General features: G+C 59.8%; 13 protein-coding genes and 1 riboswitch. Of the genes, 4 read left to right on the forward strand and 9 right to left on the reverse strand.

Annotation, left to right across the window (positions count from 1 at the left end):
* Window positions 1-19: 19 nt before the first annotated feature.
* The 5 genes from QFW87_RS24485 to QFW87_RS24505 form a co-directional block, all read right to left on the reverse strand.
* Window positions 20-2,755, reverse strand: a complete 2,736-nt coding sequence (locus QFW87_RS24485; protein WP_283189086.1) for a LuxR C-terminal-related transcriptional regulator — start codon at window positions 2,753-2,755, stop codon at window positions 20-22.
* 391 nt (window positions 2,756-3,146) lie between these two features.
* Window positions 3,147-4,511 carry a DUF1329 domain-containing protein gene (locus QFW87_RS24490; RefSeq protein WP_283189087.1) on the reverse strand — a complete coding sequence of 455 codons (1,365 nt, stop codon included), beginning with the start codon at window positions 4,509-4,511 and terminating at the stop codon, window positions 3,147-3,149.
* A 28-nt stretch (window positions 4,512-4,539) separates the two neighbouring features.
* A complete protein-coding gene (locus QFW87_RS24495; RefSeq protein ID WP_283189088.1) occupies window positions 4,540-6,477 on the reverse strand; it encodes a DUF1302 domain-containing protein in 1,938 nt (645 codons plus the stop codon).
* Window positions 6,478-6,813: 336 nt separating this feature from the next.
* On the reverse strand, window positions 6,814-8,496 hold the full coding sequence (locus QFW87_RS24500) for a fatty acid--CoA ligase (protein ID WP_283189089.1): 1,683 nt from the start codon (window positions 8,494-8,496) through the stop codon (window positions 6,814-6,816).
* Between the two features lie 160 nt (window positions 8,497-8,656).
* Window positions 8,657-9,286, reverse strand: a complete 630-nt coding sequence (locus tag QFW87_RS24505) for a LysE family transporter (RefSeq protein ID WP_046048281.1) — start codon at window positions 9,284-9,286, stop codon at window positions 8,657-8,659.
* Between the two features lie 91 nt (window positions 9,287-9,377).
* Here QFW87_RS24505 and QFW87_RS24510 point away from each other — a divergent pair, with 91 nt between their 5' ends.
* From QFW87_RS24510 to QFW87_RS24520, 3 genes are all read left to right on the forward strand, one after another.
* Complete coding sequence (locus QFW87_RS24510) at window positions 9,378-10,343, forward strand: 2-hydroxyacid dehydrogenase (protein WP_283181623.1); 966 nt, start codon at window positions 9,378-9,380, stop codon at window positions 10,341-10,343.
* 32 nt (window positions 10,344-10,375) lie between these two features.
* The gene (locus QFW87_RS24515) at window positions 10,376-11,374 is read left to right on the forward strand and encodes a class I SAM-dependent methyltransferase (protein WP_283189090.1); all 999 of its coding nucleotides are present in this window, start codon (window positions 10,376-10,378) and stop codon (window positions 11,372-11,374) included.
* A 52-nt stretch (window positions 11,375-11,426) separates the two neighbouring features.
* A riboswitch (yybP-ykoY riboswitch) is annotated at window positions 11,427-11,548 on the forward strand.
* An 89-nt stretch (window positions 11,549-11,637) separates the two neighbouring features.
* Window positions 11,638-12,222, forward strand: a complete 585-nt coding sequence (locus tag QFW87_RS24520; RefSeq protein WP_283181625.1) for a TMEM165/GDT1 family protein — start codon at window positions 11,638-11,640, stop codon at window positions 12,220-12,222.
* Between the two features lie 122 nt (window positions 12,223-12,344).
* On the opposite strand, the gene QFW87_RS24525 is transcribed toward QFW87_RS24520, so the two are convergent.
* A complete protein-coding gene (locus QFW87_RS24525) occupies window positions 12,345-13,163 on the reverse strand; it encodes a M48 family metallopeptidase (RefSeq protein WP_283181626.1) in 819 nt (272 codons plus the stop codon).
* 273 nt (window positions 13,164-13,436) lie between these two features.
* On the opposite strand from QFW87_RS24525, the gene QFW87_RS24530 reads away from it, so the two are divergent.
* Window positions 13,437-15,578: a methyl-accepting chemotaxis protein gene (locus QFW87_RS24530; RefSeq protein ID WP_283189091.1), complete on the forward strand. Its 2,142-nt coding sequence runs from the start codon at window positions 13,437-13,439 to the stop codon at window positions 15,576-15,578.
* A gap of 117 nt (window positions 15,579-15,695) precedes the next feature.
* Here the strand turns inward: QFW87_RS24530 and QFW87_RS24535 are convergent, their stop codons facing one another.
* The 3 genes from QFW87_RS24535 to QFW87_RS24545 are packed head-to-tail and all read right to left on the reverse strand — an operon-like array spanning window position 15,696 to window position 16,807.
* Complete coding sequence (locus QFW87_RS24535; protein WP_283189092.1) at window positions 15,696-16,319, reverse strand: SOS response-associated peptidase; 624 nt, start codon at window positions 16,317-16,319, stop codon at window positions 15,696-15,698.
* Between the two features lie 35 nt (window positions 16,320-16,354).
* Window positions 16,355-16,615, reverse strand: coding sequence for a DUF2007 domain-containing protein (locus QFW87_RS24540; protein ID WP_283181629.1), 261 nt, complete (start codon window positions 16,613-16,615; stop codon window positions 16,355-16,357).
* A 9-nt stretch (window positions 16,616-16,624) separates the two neighbouring features.
* Window positions 16,625-16,807, reverse strand: a complete 183-nt coding sequence (locus tag QFW87_RS24545; RefSeq protein WP_283181630.1) for a CPXCG motif-containing cysteine-rich protein — start codon at window positions 16,805-16,807, stop codon at window positions 16,625-16,627.
* Between the last annotated feature and the right edge of the window lie 137 nt (window positions 16,808-16,944).

Here is a 16,944-nt window from a genome sequence, read left to right on the forward strand (position 1 = left end):
GGAGGTCTTCAAACGGCGATTACTGCAATACACCCAACTCTTTTGCCCTGGCGACCGCTTGCGTGCGCCGTTCAACCCCAAGCTTGCTGTTGATATGGCTGGCATGGGTTTTCACCGTGTGCAGCGAAATGAACAGCTGGTCGCTGATCTCCTGATTCGAACAGCCTTGGGCGATCAGTCGCAGGACAGCCATTTCCCGCGTACTGAGTTGTTCCGCCGCAGTGGATGACTCCGCGGGACGGGCTGCCACTGTCGGAAGCTGTTCTGAAAGGCTCTGTGAAACGGGTGTCGGCGCACTGAGTTGAAGTTGTCCACGCAGCCAGTCCGGATGTTCAGCCAACAACCTGTCAAACGGTTGCAGCACTCCTCCGGCCGCCGCTTCCAGTGCCTGACTAAAGGCCTTACGGGCTTCGGGTTCGCGCCCGCCCCCCAGCAACAACGTCACTTTCTGAGTCAGTGCCATCACGCTGAGCAGTTGCCTGCCCGTTTGCTGCCCATGCTCTAGCAACGCATTCAATCGTCCTTCGGCCAGCATCGGCTGCCCCTGAATGACCTCCAGCAAGGCCTGTTGCAACTCGATATGCAGCGGCAGTTGCGGATGAAACTCCGGAGGGGCTGCCGCGTGTTCACCGTTATAGGTCTGGCCCAAGCGAGCGAGCCAGGCTTCGGCCAGATCGGTACGCCCCTGCGCCAGCCAGAGTTCGCATTTGACCAGGGTGATCATCGCCAGGTAGTAGATCGGTGGCACGTCCCAGATGTGCATCAGGCGCTCGGCTTCGGCAAGTTCAGCGAAGGCTTTGGCGAATTCGCCGCTGCTGCCCTCCAGCCTGGCGATCACGCAGTGGCCGATCAATACGCTGATATCACGACAGGCGCGTGCTTCATTCAAACCGGCTTGCAAGCGTGCCCGCGCGGCTTGGGGCTGCAAGCGCAGGGCTAACAAAAAGCCTTCGTACAAAGTCAGTCGGGCGCGTACGGCATAGAGCCGTTGCGGGGATAACCGTTGCAGGCGTTGCTGCCCCTGGCGCACTTCATCCAGCGCACGAAGGATTTCCCCTCGTGCTTGCAGCACGCGAGCGCGGTCGTAATGGGCCAGCGCTTCGAACAGCGGGTTGCCGACCCGTTGCGCCAACTCCAGAGACTCACGGTTCAACCCGCGGGCACGCCACAAGTCGCCGTCGGCAATGGCCAGGTTGGACAGGGTCGAGAGGCACATCAGGCGCTGCCCGTAGCGTTTGGCGGGCAGGCTCTCCTGCGCTTCGGTGCAGTAGAGCAGCGTCAGCTCACGATTGCCGCGCCCGCGAGCGATGATCCCGCTCAGGGCCAGCCATTGCGCCAGCATGGATTTCTGCGCAGTGGCGGACGGGGCCGGCAGGAAGCGGCTCAAATGACTGGCCAGTTCCTCGGCGGCGTCCAGCTGACAGGCCAGCCCCAACGCCCAGCTGTACAGCACGATCAGCCGTGGCGTGCTGATCAGCAGGCTGTCGGGCAAGTCCATTTTCCAGCGCAGCAACATGCCGACGTTCTGTTCGGCCAGCAGTTGTTCTTCGGAGAGGTTCTGCACCAGGTTCGCCGCGACGTCCAGATGCCCGGCGCGCAATGCCTGCTCCACCGCTTCATCGAGCAGCCCCTGGGCATTGAACCAGCGACAGGCGCGCAGGTGCAGGCTGGCCGCCGGCACCATCGCTTGCGCGGTAGGCCGGGTGCGCAACAGGTCGGAAAACAAGTGGTGGTAGCGGTACCAGTGACCGTTTTCATCCAATGGCACCAGGAACACCTGATGGGCCAGCAGAAAACGCAGGATCTCGGCACTGTCATGGGCTTCGCGAACGGCGTCGCACAGTTCGCTGCAAAAGCGTTCCTGAGGTGCTGTGTCGTAAAGGAATGACTGCACCTCGGCGGGCAGACAATCGATGACTTCTTCCAGCAGATAATCGCGGATCAGCCCTTCCCCGCCATGCAGCGTCTGCGGCAAAGCACCCTGGGTGCCCGCTTCGGACGCCGCCAGTAGCCAGAAACGCAGTCCGGCGACCCAACCTTCGCTGCGCTGGATGAGGCTCTCCAGCGCTTCGCCGCGCAAGGAACTGCTATGACGATCAAGCAGGGTCAAGGCTTCATCGTGAGTCAGGCGCAAGTCCTGTTCATTCAACTCGAGCAGTTGCCGTGACAGCCGCAGGCGTGCCAGATGCCAGTCCGGCCGCTGCCGACTGGTGACCATGACCAGCAAGCCGTCGGGCAGATGATTGAGGAAAAATTGCAGGCAGCGATCGAGCACCGGGCCCTGCGCCAGATGGTAGTCATCAAGCACCAACAGCAGGGGCGTACTCGAAGACAGGTGCACGGCCAACTCATCGAGCAAACCGTCCAGCCATTCTTCAAAGGCAAACGGTTGATGCCGCTGGCGCATTTTCAGCAGGCCCAGGGACTTGCTGCCCAGTTGCGGAAAAAAGTCCTGGAGGCCTTCGAGCAACCGCTCGAGAAAACGTCCGGGATCGCTGTCTCGCGGACTCAACCCCAGCCACAGACTTTGCCAGTGAGCCGGCAAGCCCTGACAGAACTCCACGGCCAACGAACTTTTGCCAAACCCCGCCGGTGCGCTGACCAGCAACAGCCTGCCACCAAGCCCCACACTCAGGCGCTCGCACAGACGAGGCCGCAGCACATGGCCGTCGGGCAACGGAGGCCGAAAAAAGCGCCCGTCCAGTGCCGCGACGACAACGCTTGCAGGGCCCGGGTGTGGGGACAGATCAGTCATGGCCGGCTCTTGTTTGAATGGCGGTTGGCGGCGTTGCAGATGTCCGCAGCCTAGCGGTAAACGAAGAGGGAATGAAGGTTATTGCTACAAATGGCTACAAAAAGAATACAAGCAGGAGTGCCGAGCAAACCCGACAGCCACACCGCCCTCGTAGCAGCTGTCGAGCTTGCGAGGCTGCGTTCGGCTGCGAAGCAGTCGTAAAACCATGCAACGCGGTCTGTCAGACAAACCGCGTGCACCGAATTTGCGAGGACTTCGGTCGGGCGCGACCCCGGCTCGAACGCAGCCTCGCAAGCTCGACAGCTGCTACAACGATCTTTGTGAACTGAAAAAAAAACGCCCCGAACCAGTCGGGGCGTTTCTCGAGGATGCGGCCTCTGTTCAGTACCGCTTAGCGAACACCCTCTTGGCGCAGCGCAGCCGGAGTGAAGTCGCTGGTAGTGGCGGTGAAGCCGAAGTCATACGCCGATTTCTCTTCGTTCTTCATGCCCAGTGCCAGGTAGCGGCCCGATTGCAGGTCGTACAAGGTTTCCAGGGTGTACCACGGCACCTGAACGTTGTAGTAGTTCTGGGAGTGAGCTTCCGCCACACGCCACAGTTGATTACGACCGTCGTAGTGGTCGATCACGGCCGCCTGCCAGGTGTCTTCGTCGATGTAGAAGTCACGCTTGGCGTAGATGTGGCGCTGACCTTCCTTCAAGGTAGCCACCACATGCCAGACCCGGCGCAGCTCGTAACGAGTCAGGTCCTGGTTGATGTGACCGGCCTTGATGATGTCGTCGTACTTGAGTTGCGGCGAGTCGAGTTTGTAGGCGTCGGAGGCGATGTACATCTCTTTCTTGCCTTCGAGCTTCCAGTCGTAACGATCCGGCGCGCCGTTGTACATGTCCAGGTTGTCGGAGGTCCGCAGGCCATCGGCTGCGGTACCCGGCCCGTCATAGGACACTTGCGGTGCGCGACGCACACGACGCTGACCGGCGTTGTAGACCCACGCCGAACGAGGCTCTTTCACCTGGTCGAGGGTTTCGTGCACCAGCAGCACACCACCGGCCAAACGTGCCGGCGCGGTCACTTTCTGCTTGAAGTAGAACAGGATGTTGCCCGGGTTCGCCGGATCGTAATCCTTCATCTTGTCGCGGAACACGAACTGGTCCTGGAAGTACACCAGGCTGTACGAGCCATTCGGTTGTGGCGTGGCCTGGGTCACCAGACGGGTCACGCTGCCACCGCGATAGCGGGTGATGTGGTTCCAGATGACTTCAACGCCGGTCTTCGGGATCGGGAATGGGATTGCGGTTTCGAAGTTCTCCAGACCGTTGCCGCCGGACACCAGGTTGGTGCTGGTGGCGTTTTTCTTGATGGAGGCAAACACGGCATCCGGCACGGTGGCGCCGCGATGGGACGGGTAGACCGGCATCTTGAAGGTTTCCGGGTAGCGCTTGAACATCGCGTACTGGCCCGGTGCGAGCTTGTCCTTGTACTGGTCGACGTTTTGCGCAGTGATGGTGAACAGTGGTTTTTCACTGGCAAACGGGTCGGACAGGAAGCCTTTGCCGTCGACAGCGCCGGCGTTTTTCGGCAATGGTTTCCAGGCCGGAATCGAACCGTCAGCATTGCCGGCCATTTCGGCGCCCATCGGGGTCAGGCTCTTGCCCAGTTTGTCGGCTTCAGCCGCAGGGACCGCAGCCATGACGCTGGTCGCCAGCAGCGTAAGCCCCAGAAATCCAGCGTGGAACAGACTCTTTGTCGTTTTCATAGGTGTGTTCGTCCTGAAAATACAGTGCTTAGAAGTTCACGCCGAAGCTGAGCGCAACGAAATCGCGGTCATCGACGGTGGTGTACTTGCCATCAAAGAAGTTGGTGTAAGCCAGGCTCGCGGTGTAGGTGTTCTGGTACTCGGCATCGACGCCCAGGCTCACCGCTTTACGACCTTCCTCGAAGTTGCCGCCAGGGCCAGGCGAGTAGCCTTCCACGTCATGGGACCAGGCCACGTTCGGCTTGAGGTTCACGCCGGCGAATACGCTGTTGTATTCCCAGATGGCACGACCGCGGTAACCCCAGGAGTTTGCGGTGGTGAATCCGTCGTTTTCACAGTAGCGGCTCACATTGTTTTGCGGTCCGCCTGCCAGGGTGCCGGTGTTCAATGTCTGGCACTGACCACCTGGCAATGGACCAGGGCCGTAGCTCGGGTCACGGCCGTAACGCGCTTTGTTAGTGCTTTCCAGACCACCAACGTGAGTAAAGCCGACCTCGCCCACCAGAGTCAGCCGCTCAGCACCCATCACCTGGTCGAAGAAGTGAGTAAGGGTCGTCTGCAGTTGGGTGACTTCCTTGCGGCGATAGCCTTTTTGATCCGCCCCTGGCGTACCTTGGAGTACGGAAACGTTAGGGTTCAGAGGTGTCAGACCGGAAAAGAGAATGTCGGTGGTGTTGAGCTGAACCGGAGCATTCGGCCGGTAGCTGACTTCACCACTCCACGCAGTACCTGTAGGTAATGTGGTCGAGAAGCTCAAGCCATACAGGCGAATATCTTCAGGGTACTCGACGTAGTAGCTGGAGTTACCGGCCACATTCAATGGCAACAAGGTCGGTGCCAAGTTACGCGCGACAGCGAGAGGAACACCCCTGGCCACCAGCGAGCCCACCAGGCCCGCCGCGCTGTAAGCGCTCGCCGGAGCACCTTTGCCGCTGAAAATCGGCGCACGGCTGTGGTAGTTCATGAAGTAGGCGCCGAACTCGGTGTCCAGCGGATCGAACATGTATTTGAAGGACACGCCAAATTGACCGCTGTCACGGGCATCGCGATCCGGACCGCGACGAACGATGACACCTTCATCCGGGTCACCCCAGGTCACGCCCCTGGCAGCCAGGGTGTTGATGCTGGCATTACGCAACGAAGCCGGCAGCCTCGCAGCCGTCAGTGCGCTGTTGAGCCCGTTACGGGTGCGCAGTACGGCCAGGTTGTTGTCGCAGCCATCCGAAATCACGTCCGGTTGCGAGAAGAAGGTGCCGCAGTTGTCGGTAACGGTCTGGTCCCATTCGAGCTGGTAGAAGGCTTCGGTCGAGAGGTTCTCGGTGAGGCTCTGGGACACGTAGAACATGTTGACCGGGATCAGGCCTTCCTTGATCTCGGCACCTGGACGACGGAACGCGGACACGTCGATCGGGTTGATCGAGTTGATGCCGCCGCCGATGAAGGTACTTTCACCCCAACTCACTACTTGCTTGCCCAGACGCACGGAGCCCGGCTGATCGGCAACGGAGTAGTTGTGGTAGACGAAGGCGTCGAGGATCTGGCCCCCGGAGGACTTGGCGCCTTCCTTGCGGTTGCTGTCGCTGATGTCCTTGAACGGACGGCTTTCGTCCTTGAGTTCAAAGTCGTACCAGTATTTGCCACGGACGAAAACGCCGGTATCGCCATATTTCAATTCGAGGTCATGGATGCCCTTGAAGATCTTGGAGAACGTTTCGCCGCTCTTGAAGTTCAGGTGACCGTCGTCGGAAGTCTGGGACAGGCCGCGGCCGCCGTTGTTGACGCCGATGAGGTTCTTGTTGGCACTTTCAGTAGACCAACTGGCACCGATCGACAGGGACGAGTCGAACTGACCTTCGATTTCACCAACGTTGAAACTGACGCCGAATGCTGGCCCGGCGAGCGTAGAGGCAAGACTGACCGCCAGGGGCAGTTTTGCCCGGCGCCAGAACTGGTTTACTGATGTCATCGACGCTACTCCATGTGCATTATTGTTATGGCAGTGAGCACTTCTAAAAACGCTGTGGATGACTGGGAGCCAAGGTATCCCTAAGTCATGCCAAAGTTGCATCGCCCCGGTGTGTGCGTTTGCTCCGTTCTTAAAAATCCTTGAGCGGACTATAGCCAGCAGGTAGTACTGCTTGATCCCTCTAAAGTGTGATTTGCAGCTGCCAACCACTCTGGAACAGTCCTTTGCCAAGCCGACGCCCGTCGGCACGCCAAGGATGGCTGAAATTTCAGATTTGACAAGCCAAGCGCTTGCTTGGTGGGGCTGGCGCGCCCTTTTGGGCACGCCAGGTGACGTTCAAAGCGTCGAGAGGAAGGTGCTGTTGTTGGCTTGCCATTCGGTGATGTCGACGCGAATACGCTTCTTGTCGAGTTTGCCGACACTGGTCTTGGGAATTTCAGTAACAAGGGCGATCTGGCTCGGGATGGCCCACTTGCTCAGGTGCCCCAGTTCCACGAACGGCTTGAGGTGTTCCTTCAGTTCTTTGGCCCCGATCTCATGGCCTTCGCGGACCACCAGCAGTGCGAACGGACGTTCGCCCCACTGCGGATCGGCGATGCCCACAACTGCTACTTCGCGTACCGCAGGGTGACGGCTGATCAAGTCTTCAAGGTCCAGGGAGGAGATCCACTCGCCGCCGGTCTTGATCACATCCTTGATCCGGTCGCGAATGTCGATCACCCCCATGCTGTCCAGGGTCGCTACGTCACCGGTGTGCAGCCAGCCCCCGGCCCAGAGCTCGGCGCCCTTTTGCGGTTCGTTGAAATAGCCCTCGGTGAGCCACGGTGCACGCAGCACCAGTTCGCCTTGGGTCTCGCCATCGGCGGGCAGGAAGTTGCCGTCGGTGTCGACGATCGCCGCCTCCACCAATGGCCCCGGCACACCGGCCTTGATCCGGTACGTGGTGCGTTCGTCTTCGGTGCCGGCCATCAGCTCGTCGTTGAGGTGCGCGCACGAGATCAGCGGTCCGGTTTCCGACATGCCGTAAGCGGCGGTCAGCTGAATGCCATTGGCCTTGGCGGCTTCGTACAACGTGCGGTTCAACGCACTGCCGCCGATGACAATTTTCCAGCCACCAAAGTCGGTGCCTTGCGCGGCCTTGGAATTAAGGAGCATTTGCAGAATGGTTGGTACGCAATGGGAAAAAGTGACCTTCTCCTTGCGCCACAGCTCCACCAGGTATTCCGGGTCATAACGACCGGGATAGACCTGCTTGAGCCCGAGCATGGTCGCTACATACGGCAGGCCCCAAGCGTGCACGTGGAACATCGGGGTGATCGGCATGTAGACATCGTTGGTGCCCAGCAAACGCACGCTGTCGATGGCGCCCATGATGGTCGACACGCCCATGGTGTGCAGCACCAGTTGCCGATGGGTGAAGTACACACCTTTGGGATTACCGGTGGTGCCGGTGGTGTAGAACGTGGTCGCGACCGAATTTTCGTCGAAATCCTGAAAGTCGTACTGCGTGCTCGCCGCCGCCAGCAACTGCTCGTACTCGCCGATGAGGTTCGGCAGGTCGGCGGGACTCGAAGGCAGGTCAGTCAGCAGCAGGGTTTTCTCCACCGTGGTCAGGTGCCCGGCAATCGCCTGATACAACCCGACGAACTCGCTGTTGACCAGCACAAAGCGGTCCTCGGCGTGGTTCATGGTGTAGAGGATTTGTTCCGGAGACAGCCGCACGTTAATGGTGTGGATCACCGCGCCGATCATCGGGATGGCGAACATGCATTCCAGATAACGATGGCTGTCCCAGTCCATCACCGCCACGGTATCCCCGGCCTTGACGCCGGCCGCCGTCAGCACGTTGGCCAGCCTGGCGACCCGTTCGATCAGGGTCGGATAGCTGTAGCGCAACTGGTCACGGTAAATGATCTCGCGGGTTTTTTCATAACGAGCGCCGGACATCAGCAGCCGTTTAATCAGCAGCGGATACTGGTAAGCGCCTTCGGCTGGAGGGATAACGCGAGTCTGCAACATAAGAGTCCCTTTTCTGACTGCACGGTCGTGGCTGAAAGTAAGCACTTTAGTGGTCTTGGACGCCAGCCAAATCAGCCAAAGGAATGATTTGCAAAGTCGTGCAAATGCTAGCGTTGCGCCAGCACCTGCTGGTATTTCTTATCCATGACTCATAGCGCGATCAATGCATCTCGGTAAACGCGAGTTTCACACCGATGGCGATCAGTACCGCGCCCATCGTCCGATCGAACCAGTGGCCCATCCGGGCAAAACCTGCGCGCACGCGCTGCTGGCTGAACAGCATCGCCACCAGGCAAAACCACACAGCGGTGGCCACCGCGAGGTAAATGCCGTAGCCCGCCTGTACCGCCAGCGGCGTGTGCGGATTGATCACCACGGTGAACAGCGAAAGGAAGAACAGCGTCGCTTTCGGGTTCAGACCGTTGGTCACGAAACCCGACGTGAAGGCGCCGCGAGCAGTGCGCTCGCCCGCTTCCTTGTGCAGATCGTCAGCCGCAGGTTGGGCCGGCTGTGCTCGCAAGGCCTTGAAGCCGATGTACAGCAGGTACGCGGCGGCGGCCCATTTCAGGGCATTAAACAACACGATCGACTGGGACACGATCAGGCCAATGCCGAGCAACGAATAGCCGACGTGCAGGAAAATGGCCGTGCCGACACCCAGCGCCGTCCAGGTGCCAGCGCGACGACCATGGGTCACGCTCTCACGCACCACCACGGCAAAGTCCGGGCCGGGGCTGGCCACGGCCAGCAAGTGAATCAGGGCAACGGTCAAAAACTCTGTCCAGTACATGGGGGATCCTTTTGGCCAAGCGTAACTGTTTGTTTCATCTGGTAGGCTCGGCAGATTACGCCTTCAGTTCATTGCACAAAAGGTACAGTTGATGACGAACACTCACCGCGCCGTTTTCCTCGACCACCCGTCCCTGGACCTGGGTGACCTCGACCTCAGCCCGCTGCAAGAGTGTTTCAGCGACTTACAGCTTTTCGCCCAGACCACGCCGGACCAGGTGATCGAACGCCTCAAGGGCGCCACCGTTGCCATCAGCAACAAAATCCTGATCGACGCCGCCGCCATCGCAGCCAGCCCCGAGCTGAAGCTGATCCTGATCACGGCCACCGGCACCAACAACGTTGACCTCGCCGCCGCCCGCGCCAACGGAATTACCGTCTGCAACTGCCAGGGTTACGGCACGCCCTCGGTGGCGCAGCACACGATCATGTTGCTGCTCAATCTGGCGACGCGCCTGGCCGATTATCAAAAGGCTGTCGGCGAAGGTCGCTGGCAGCAGGCGAAACAGTTCTGTCTGCTGGATTACCCGATTGTCGAACTGGAAGGCAAAACCCTCGGCCTGCTCGGTCACGGCGAACTTGGCGGCGCGGTCGCACGACTGGCCGAAGCCTTTGGCATGCGTGTACTGCTCGGCCAGATTCCCGGGCGCCCTGCCCGACCGGATCGTTTGCCACTGGAGGAGCTGCTGCCGCAGATCGACGCGCTGACCCTGCACTGCCCGCTCAACGAACACACCCGCCACTTCATCGGAGCCCGTGAGCTGGCCTCGATGAAACCCGGTGCATTCGTGGTCAACACCGCACGCGGCGGCCTGATCGACGAACAGGCCCTGGCCGATGCCTTGCGCAACGGTCACCTGGGCGGCGCGGCCACCGACGTGTTGAGCGTCGAGCCACCGACCGCCGGCAATCCGCTGCTGGCCCAAGACATTCCACGGTTGATTGTCACCCCGCACAATGCTTGGGGCAGTCGCGAGGCACGCCAGCGAATCGTGGGCCAGTTGACCGAAAACGCTCAGGGATACTTCAGTGGTAAAGCGCTGCGGGTCGTCAGTTGATAGACTGCGGCACTTTTTTACAGGAGCAGAGTATGGATCCGCGCAGTGAAGTACTGCTTCGTCAGGCTGAATTATTCCAGGGTTCGGTGCTGCTGGCCGGTTTGCCCGCCGACGACCTGCTGGGCCGTCTGCCCGACGCTCATGGCTGGTGCTGGCATGCCGGCGATCAAGCAGCGCTGGATGCCCGCTTCGCCGAGCGCAGTCATTTCGGTGTGACTGTAACGGAGCGCGCGTTCGACACCGCCGTGGTGTTTCTGCCCAAGTCCAAGGACCTGACCGACTACATCCTCAACGCTCTCGCCTCCAAGCTGGCCGGTCGTGAACTGTATCTGGTGGGTGAAAAACGCAGCGGCATCGAAGGTGCGGCCAAGCAACTGAACCCCTTCGGCAAGCCGCGCAAGCTCGACAGCGCGCGGCATTGCCAGCTGTGGCAGGTTACCGTGGCCACTGCGCCAGAAGCCAAGTCGCTGGAAAGCCTGGCCCAGACTTATGAGTTGCCGCTGGCCGAAGGTCCGCTAAAAGTCATCAGCCTGCCGGGCGTGTTCAGCCACGGTCGGCTGGATCGCGGCAGCGCGCTGTTGCTGGAACATTTGGACAAATTGCCGAGCGGCCATTTGCTGGACTTCGGTTGCGGTGCCGGTGTGTTGGGAGCAGCGGTGAAACGTCGCTATCCACACAACCAGGTCACCTTGCTTGATGTGGATGCCTTTGCCGCCGCCAGCAGTCGCCTGACATTGGCTGCCAACGGTCTGGAAGCTGACGTGATTACCGGTGACGGTATCGACGCAGCACCGATGGGCTTGAGTGCAATTCTGAGCAACCCACCCTTCCATGTCGGGGTTCACACCGACTACTTCGCTACCGAGAACTTGCTGCGAAAAGCTGCTAAACATCTGAAAAATGGTGGAGAACTGCGCTTGGTAGCCAACAGCTTCCTGAAGTATCAGCCGCTGATCGAAGAGCATCTGGGCGTGTGTGCGATCAAGGCTGAAGGACAGGGTTTCAGAATCTATCGGGCCAAACGCGGCTAGGTCTTCTTTTTAAAAAAGAGGCTTGCCCAATCGGATTTGTCTAGGCAGAATCCGCTCCGTCCTAGGGGAGTAGTCTCCCACGAGCGCCATGCTCGTCCGGCATACGTCAACATACTTGGTCAACAGACCATGGCGTATGCGACCAAGCGTCCGCATCAGACGGATCGCAGGGTTTGACAAGACCTATGACACGAACACCTTACCCGGGGCGGGAAGGCTGTACGTGTCATAGCCGTGTCGACCCGCCCCTTAGGAAAACCCTGATGCTGGACTCATTTCTCGTTCCCACCGCAATCGTTGCCTTGGCCGAAATCGGCGACAAGACGCAACTGCTCGCGCTCATTCTCGCCGCTCGCTTTCGCAAACCCTGGCCGATCATCGCCGGCATCGTCGCTGCAACCCTGGCCAACCACGCGGCCGCCGGCGCGGTAGGTGCCTGGGTCGGTAGTTTCTTCTCGAATGCGACGCTGCACTGGATCCTCGCCGCGAGCTTCACCGCGACCGCATTGTGGACCCTGGTGCCGGACAAGATGGATGACGACGAAGCCAGCACCGCCCGCAAGTTCGGACCGTTCCTGACCACGTTGATCGCGTTTTTCCTTGCGGAGATGGGCGACAAGACTCAAGTCGCCACGGTGATGCTCGCTGCGCAATACCCGGAGCTGTGGCTGGTGATCATCGGCACCACCGTCGGGATGTTGATTGCCAACGTGCCGGTGGTTTTGGCGGGTAACTTTGCCGCGGATAAATTGCCGTTGACCCTGATCCGTCGCCTGGCGGCGTCGGCGTTCTTCATCCTCGCCATTGTCGCGGTGTACAAGGCGATGCAGAGCAGCGGTTGGGCTTGATGCGGTAGGCCGTCAGACCGCGTTATCGTTCTTCGCGAGCAGGCTCGCTCCCACAGGTGATCGCGTTCCAATGTGGGAGCGAGCCTGCTCGCGATAGCGTCAGTGGCAGCACCGCATGAACATCAGGATTTCTTGGCTTTCTCGTACAGCGGCATGACTTTCGGAATCGCCGCTTGCAACGAAGCAACCCGACTGGCCGACGCCGGGTGCGTGCTCATGAACTCTGGCGGCGAACCTTGCGAAGCCTTGCTCATCTTGTTCCACAAGGTGATCGCCGCGTTCGGGTTGTAGCCGGCGCGAGCAGCCAGTTCCAGGCCGATCAGGTCCGCCTCGTTTTCATTGGAGCGACTGTTGGGCAAGGTCATGCCGTAGTTGGCCACGGTATCCGCCAGCGCCAGGCTGTCCTGACCCAGACCGAACAAGGCACCGGCGCCCTGCTTGGCCATTTCGATGCCGTAAGCCTTGGACATCGCTTCACGACCATGCTCGCGCAGGGCGTGGGCGATTTCGTGGCCCATGATCGCGGCGATTTCATCGTCGGTGAGTTTTAGGCTGTCGATCAGGCCGGTGTAGAAAATGATCTTGCCGCCAGGCCCACAGTTGGCATTGAGTTCGTCGCTCTTGATCAGGTTGACCTCCCACTTCCACTGGGCCGAATCTGGTCGAAAAATCGGCGCCTGGGCAATCAGCCGGTCGGCAATGGCCTGGACACGTTTGGCCTCGCTACTGGTCTTGTCCAGCACGCCTTTACTGCTCGCCTCGCCAACTGTCTTTTGATAAGACTGGGCGTACATCTGATTAACCTGATCGGTCGACAGCATGCTGAACATGTACTGTTTGCGCTCAACGCCCACCGCGCCACCGCTGGTGGTGTTGACCGACTGACAACCCGCGAGCAGCAGACCTGCGCTCAGCGCACACACAACCAATGTCTTATTCATCAAAAATTTCCCTGAAAACATGCCGGTTATCCTAGGCGGTGAATTGTATTGGCGCCAGATACAACAGAGGTGTAGACGCACATTTCAGACAAAGCTCTCATGACCGTAGGAAAAAATTCACCTAACAGCGCCCACCGCGGTCGATAACGGCCCGTAATGATTCATTTGCGACATTAACGCCTACAAAACAGCCAATTCGCCAAACCCCGCTCATGGCCATCGACACCCCTGCCGATACAGCACCGCAGACGTCCTCTTGCGTGCGGAGCACCCATGAAATTCAAGTCGATCCAGTTTTCCGTGGCGGCCCTCGCCGGCGCCATCGTTCTTAGTGTCGTGGCAGCTCTGGTGCTGTACGCGTTGTTTTCCGGCGCACGGACACAAGACATGGTCCAGCAGCGGACCCAGGCACAATTCGAGCAAGTCATCGAACAACGCCTGACGTCACTGGCGCAAACCCAGGTCAGCCAGATCCAGCGCGAGCTCGAAGCGCCACTGCTGATTGCCGGCGGACTGGTGCGAGTCAATGCATTGATCGGTACCCCGGGCGCCGATGGCCAGCCACAGTTGAGCCTGAGCCGTGAGCAATTGATCAGCCTGATCAAGGAAAACGTCACCAAGAACCCGAAAATTCTCGGCACCTACGTCGGTTGGGAAAAAAACGCCCTCGATCACAACGATGCGGCCTACGTCGACACCAAGATTGTCGGCATCGACGCCAGCAACGGCCGCTTCCTGCCGTGGTGGTTCCGCAACGAAGACGGCAGCCTTGGCCTGGATAAACTGGTGGACGTCGACGACCAGAAAACCCTGTCCACCGGCGTGCGAGCCAGCGAGTACTACCTGTGCTCGAAAGAAACCAAAAAATCCTGCGTGATCGATCCGGCGCCTTACAAGGTCGGCGACAAGATCGTCATGCTCGCCTCCTTTATTGAACCGATCATGCTCAACGGGGCCTTCCAGGGCATCGTCGGCGCCGACCTCTCGGTGAACTTCATCCAGGAAATGCTCCTCGGCGCGAATCAGAAGTTGTACAGCGGCGCTGGTGAAATGGCCCTGATTGGCGGCAACAGCCGGATCGTTGCCTACACCAAGGACCCGAGCAAATTCGGTGAGAAAGTCAGCGACATCCTCGACAGCCAGCAGATCGCCAACATGGCCAATCTCAAGCGCGGTGAAGTCACCTACACCGTCGACAAGGCCCAGGGCCGGATCGAGTTGTACCTGCCATTCGGCATCGGCCAGACCGACGCTCGCTGGACCCTCATGCTGCAACTGCCGTTGAACGCGGTGATGGCCGACCTGCAAAAACTTCAGACCGATCTGGACGCTCAGCGCAAGTCCGACACCTTTGGCATGGCCATGGTCGGATTGTTGATCGCCGGTATCGGTTTGCTGGTGATCTGGCTGGTGGGCCACGGCATTGCCCGGCCGCTGAAGCAGATGGTTGCCATGCTCGACGACATCGCTCAGGGCGAAGGCGACCTGACTCGCCGCCTGACCAGCGATCGCGCCGACGAACTGGGCGCGATTGCGAAAGGCTTCAATACCTTCCTGGCCAAGTTGCAGGCGATGATCACCCAGGTGGTGACTTCGGTGCAGAGCGTCAGTGATTCGTCGGAACACACCGCCGACATCGCCATCCGCACCAACATCGGTGTGCACAAGCAAATGGCCGAGATCGATCAGGTGGCCACGGCGGTGCATGAAATGACCGCCACCGCCCAGGACGTGGCGCGCAACGCGACCCAGGCTGCGCAAGCCGCCAGTCATGCGGATCAGGCAGCGGCGCAAGGCATGCAAATCGTGCGCGATACGTCGAACTCGATTGGCGTACTGGCGATAGAAATCGGCAAGGCTGTCGGCGTGGTGCAAACCTTGGCCAAGGACAGCGAGAACATCAACGCGATCCTGACGGCGATTCGCGGGATTGCCGAACAGACCAACCTGCTGGCCTTGAACGCGGCCATCGAAGCGGCCCGCGCTGGCGAACAGGGACGCGGTTTTGCGGTGGTAGCCGATGAAGTGCGCAACCTGGCGCAGAAGACTCAGAAAGCTACTGAAGAAATTCAGACCATGATTCAGCAACTGCAACAAGGCACGCGCGATGTGGTGCGTGTGATGGAGGACAGTCAGAACCGTACCGACGAAAGCGTGCAGCACGCGGCGAAAGCGGCCGAGGCGCTGGAGACGATTACTCAGGCGGTGTCGGTGATCAACGACATGAACACCCAGATTGCCAGTGCGGCAGAGGAACAGAGTGCGGTGGCTGACGACATCAATCGGAACGTGATCAACATCGGGCAAGTGGCCAATGAAGTGGCGGGCGGAGCGGATGAGTCGAGTGCGGCGAGTGCGGATCTGACCAAGTTGGCTGAACAGCAGCGGCGGTTGATCAATCAGTTCAAGGTCTGATCCAAAGGCCTCTTCGCGGGCAAGCCTCGCTCCTACAGGGGATCACATAACCCGTAGGAGCGAGCGGTGCGGCGATCCGACTTGCCCGCGAAGGCGTCCGCACAGGCGCCACATCAGTTAGCCGGGGGTAAGGCACTCCGGCCCATTCAGCTTCGGATCATTCACCAGATTCGCCAACACCCGCTCGCGCAACCCCGCGGGTTCACTGGCGAGCAATGCCTGCAAGGCATGCAACGGAGTCTCTGGATTGAGCCACGCTTCCTGCCCCGCCGCATCGAGTATCAACGGCCGGCGCTGACTCGCCGCCGGCTGCGTGATCACCGCCGTGCTCAGCCACACCTGCTCTTGCACCGGATACGCTTCCCAGATCGCAGCAAAAAACAGCGCCGAACCCTCCCCCGGTGTCAGCCAATACGGACGCTTGCGCGTCGTGCCGCGCCATTCGTAAAAACCGTTGGCCGGCAGCAGGCAACGGCGTTCGCGCAGGGCCTGGCGAAACATCGGTTGTTCGGCAACGGTTTCGGCCCGGGCATGGGCTGGCGTACGGGACAAATCGGTCAGCCACGGCGGCGTCAACCCCCAACGCGCTCGGGCCAACTCACGCTGACCGTCAACACCCGCGCGCAGCATCAACACCGAATCGTTGGGAGAAATATTCCACTGGGCCTGCTGATCGGTGGGGAAGCCGGGCAGGGCCGCGAAGGCGGGGTTCCAGCGAAACAGGGCATAACGTCCACACATGGGGCAACACGACTCTTGATAAAACGGACACCAGCCTAACAGACCAGCGTGCCGGGAAAACTTTCCGGTTCATCGCCGGGCAGTGGAAGCGCGGCATTGTACGCGGTGATCAGCTCCCGGGCGTATTCGGCCTGGTCGTTATCCACCGACAAGCCCAGCAAGCCGTAAATCGGCAGTTCGCCGCTTCCACCGAGCAAATCACGCCCCACCAGATGCGCTTCGATACCCTCGCTGGCCAGCATGCCTTGCAGCAACTCACCTTCCATCAGGTTTTCAGGCTCGTAGATTCGCTGCATAGACGCCCCTCACTCATTTTCGCTGAACACTTCGAGATGCCATTCCTCTCCGTGAACCTGCAACACAAACGTTATCGGCCGACAGCACACCTGACAGTCCTCGATATAGGTCTGATCGCCCCCGGACAGATCCACAGACGTCTCAACCTCCTCACCACAATACGGACATTCATACTGCGCAGTTTCCAGCATCGCGGTCTCCCAGGTGACTTGTGCGTATAATCGCCGGTCTATTTGCAGGGCTATTTTCGTCTGGCTGACTTTTCAGACCGTGCCCCGTTGGTTTTCGATCAAAACCTTTACTTACCCTAGCCGTTTCTAACAAGAGA

It is taken from the genome of Pseudomonas sp. PMCC200344, assembly GCF_030053095.1.
Taxonomy (GTDB): domain Bacteria; phylum Pseudomonadota; class Gammaproteobacteria; order Pseudomonadales; family Pseudomonadaceae; genus Aquipseudomonas; species Aquipseudomonas svalbardensis.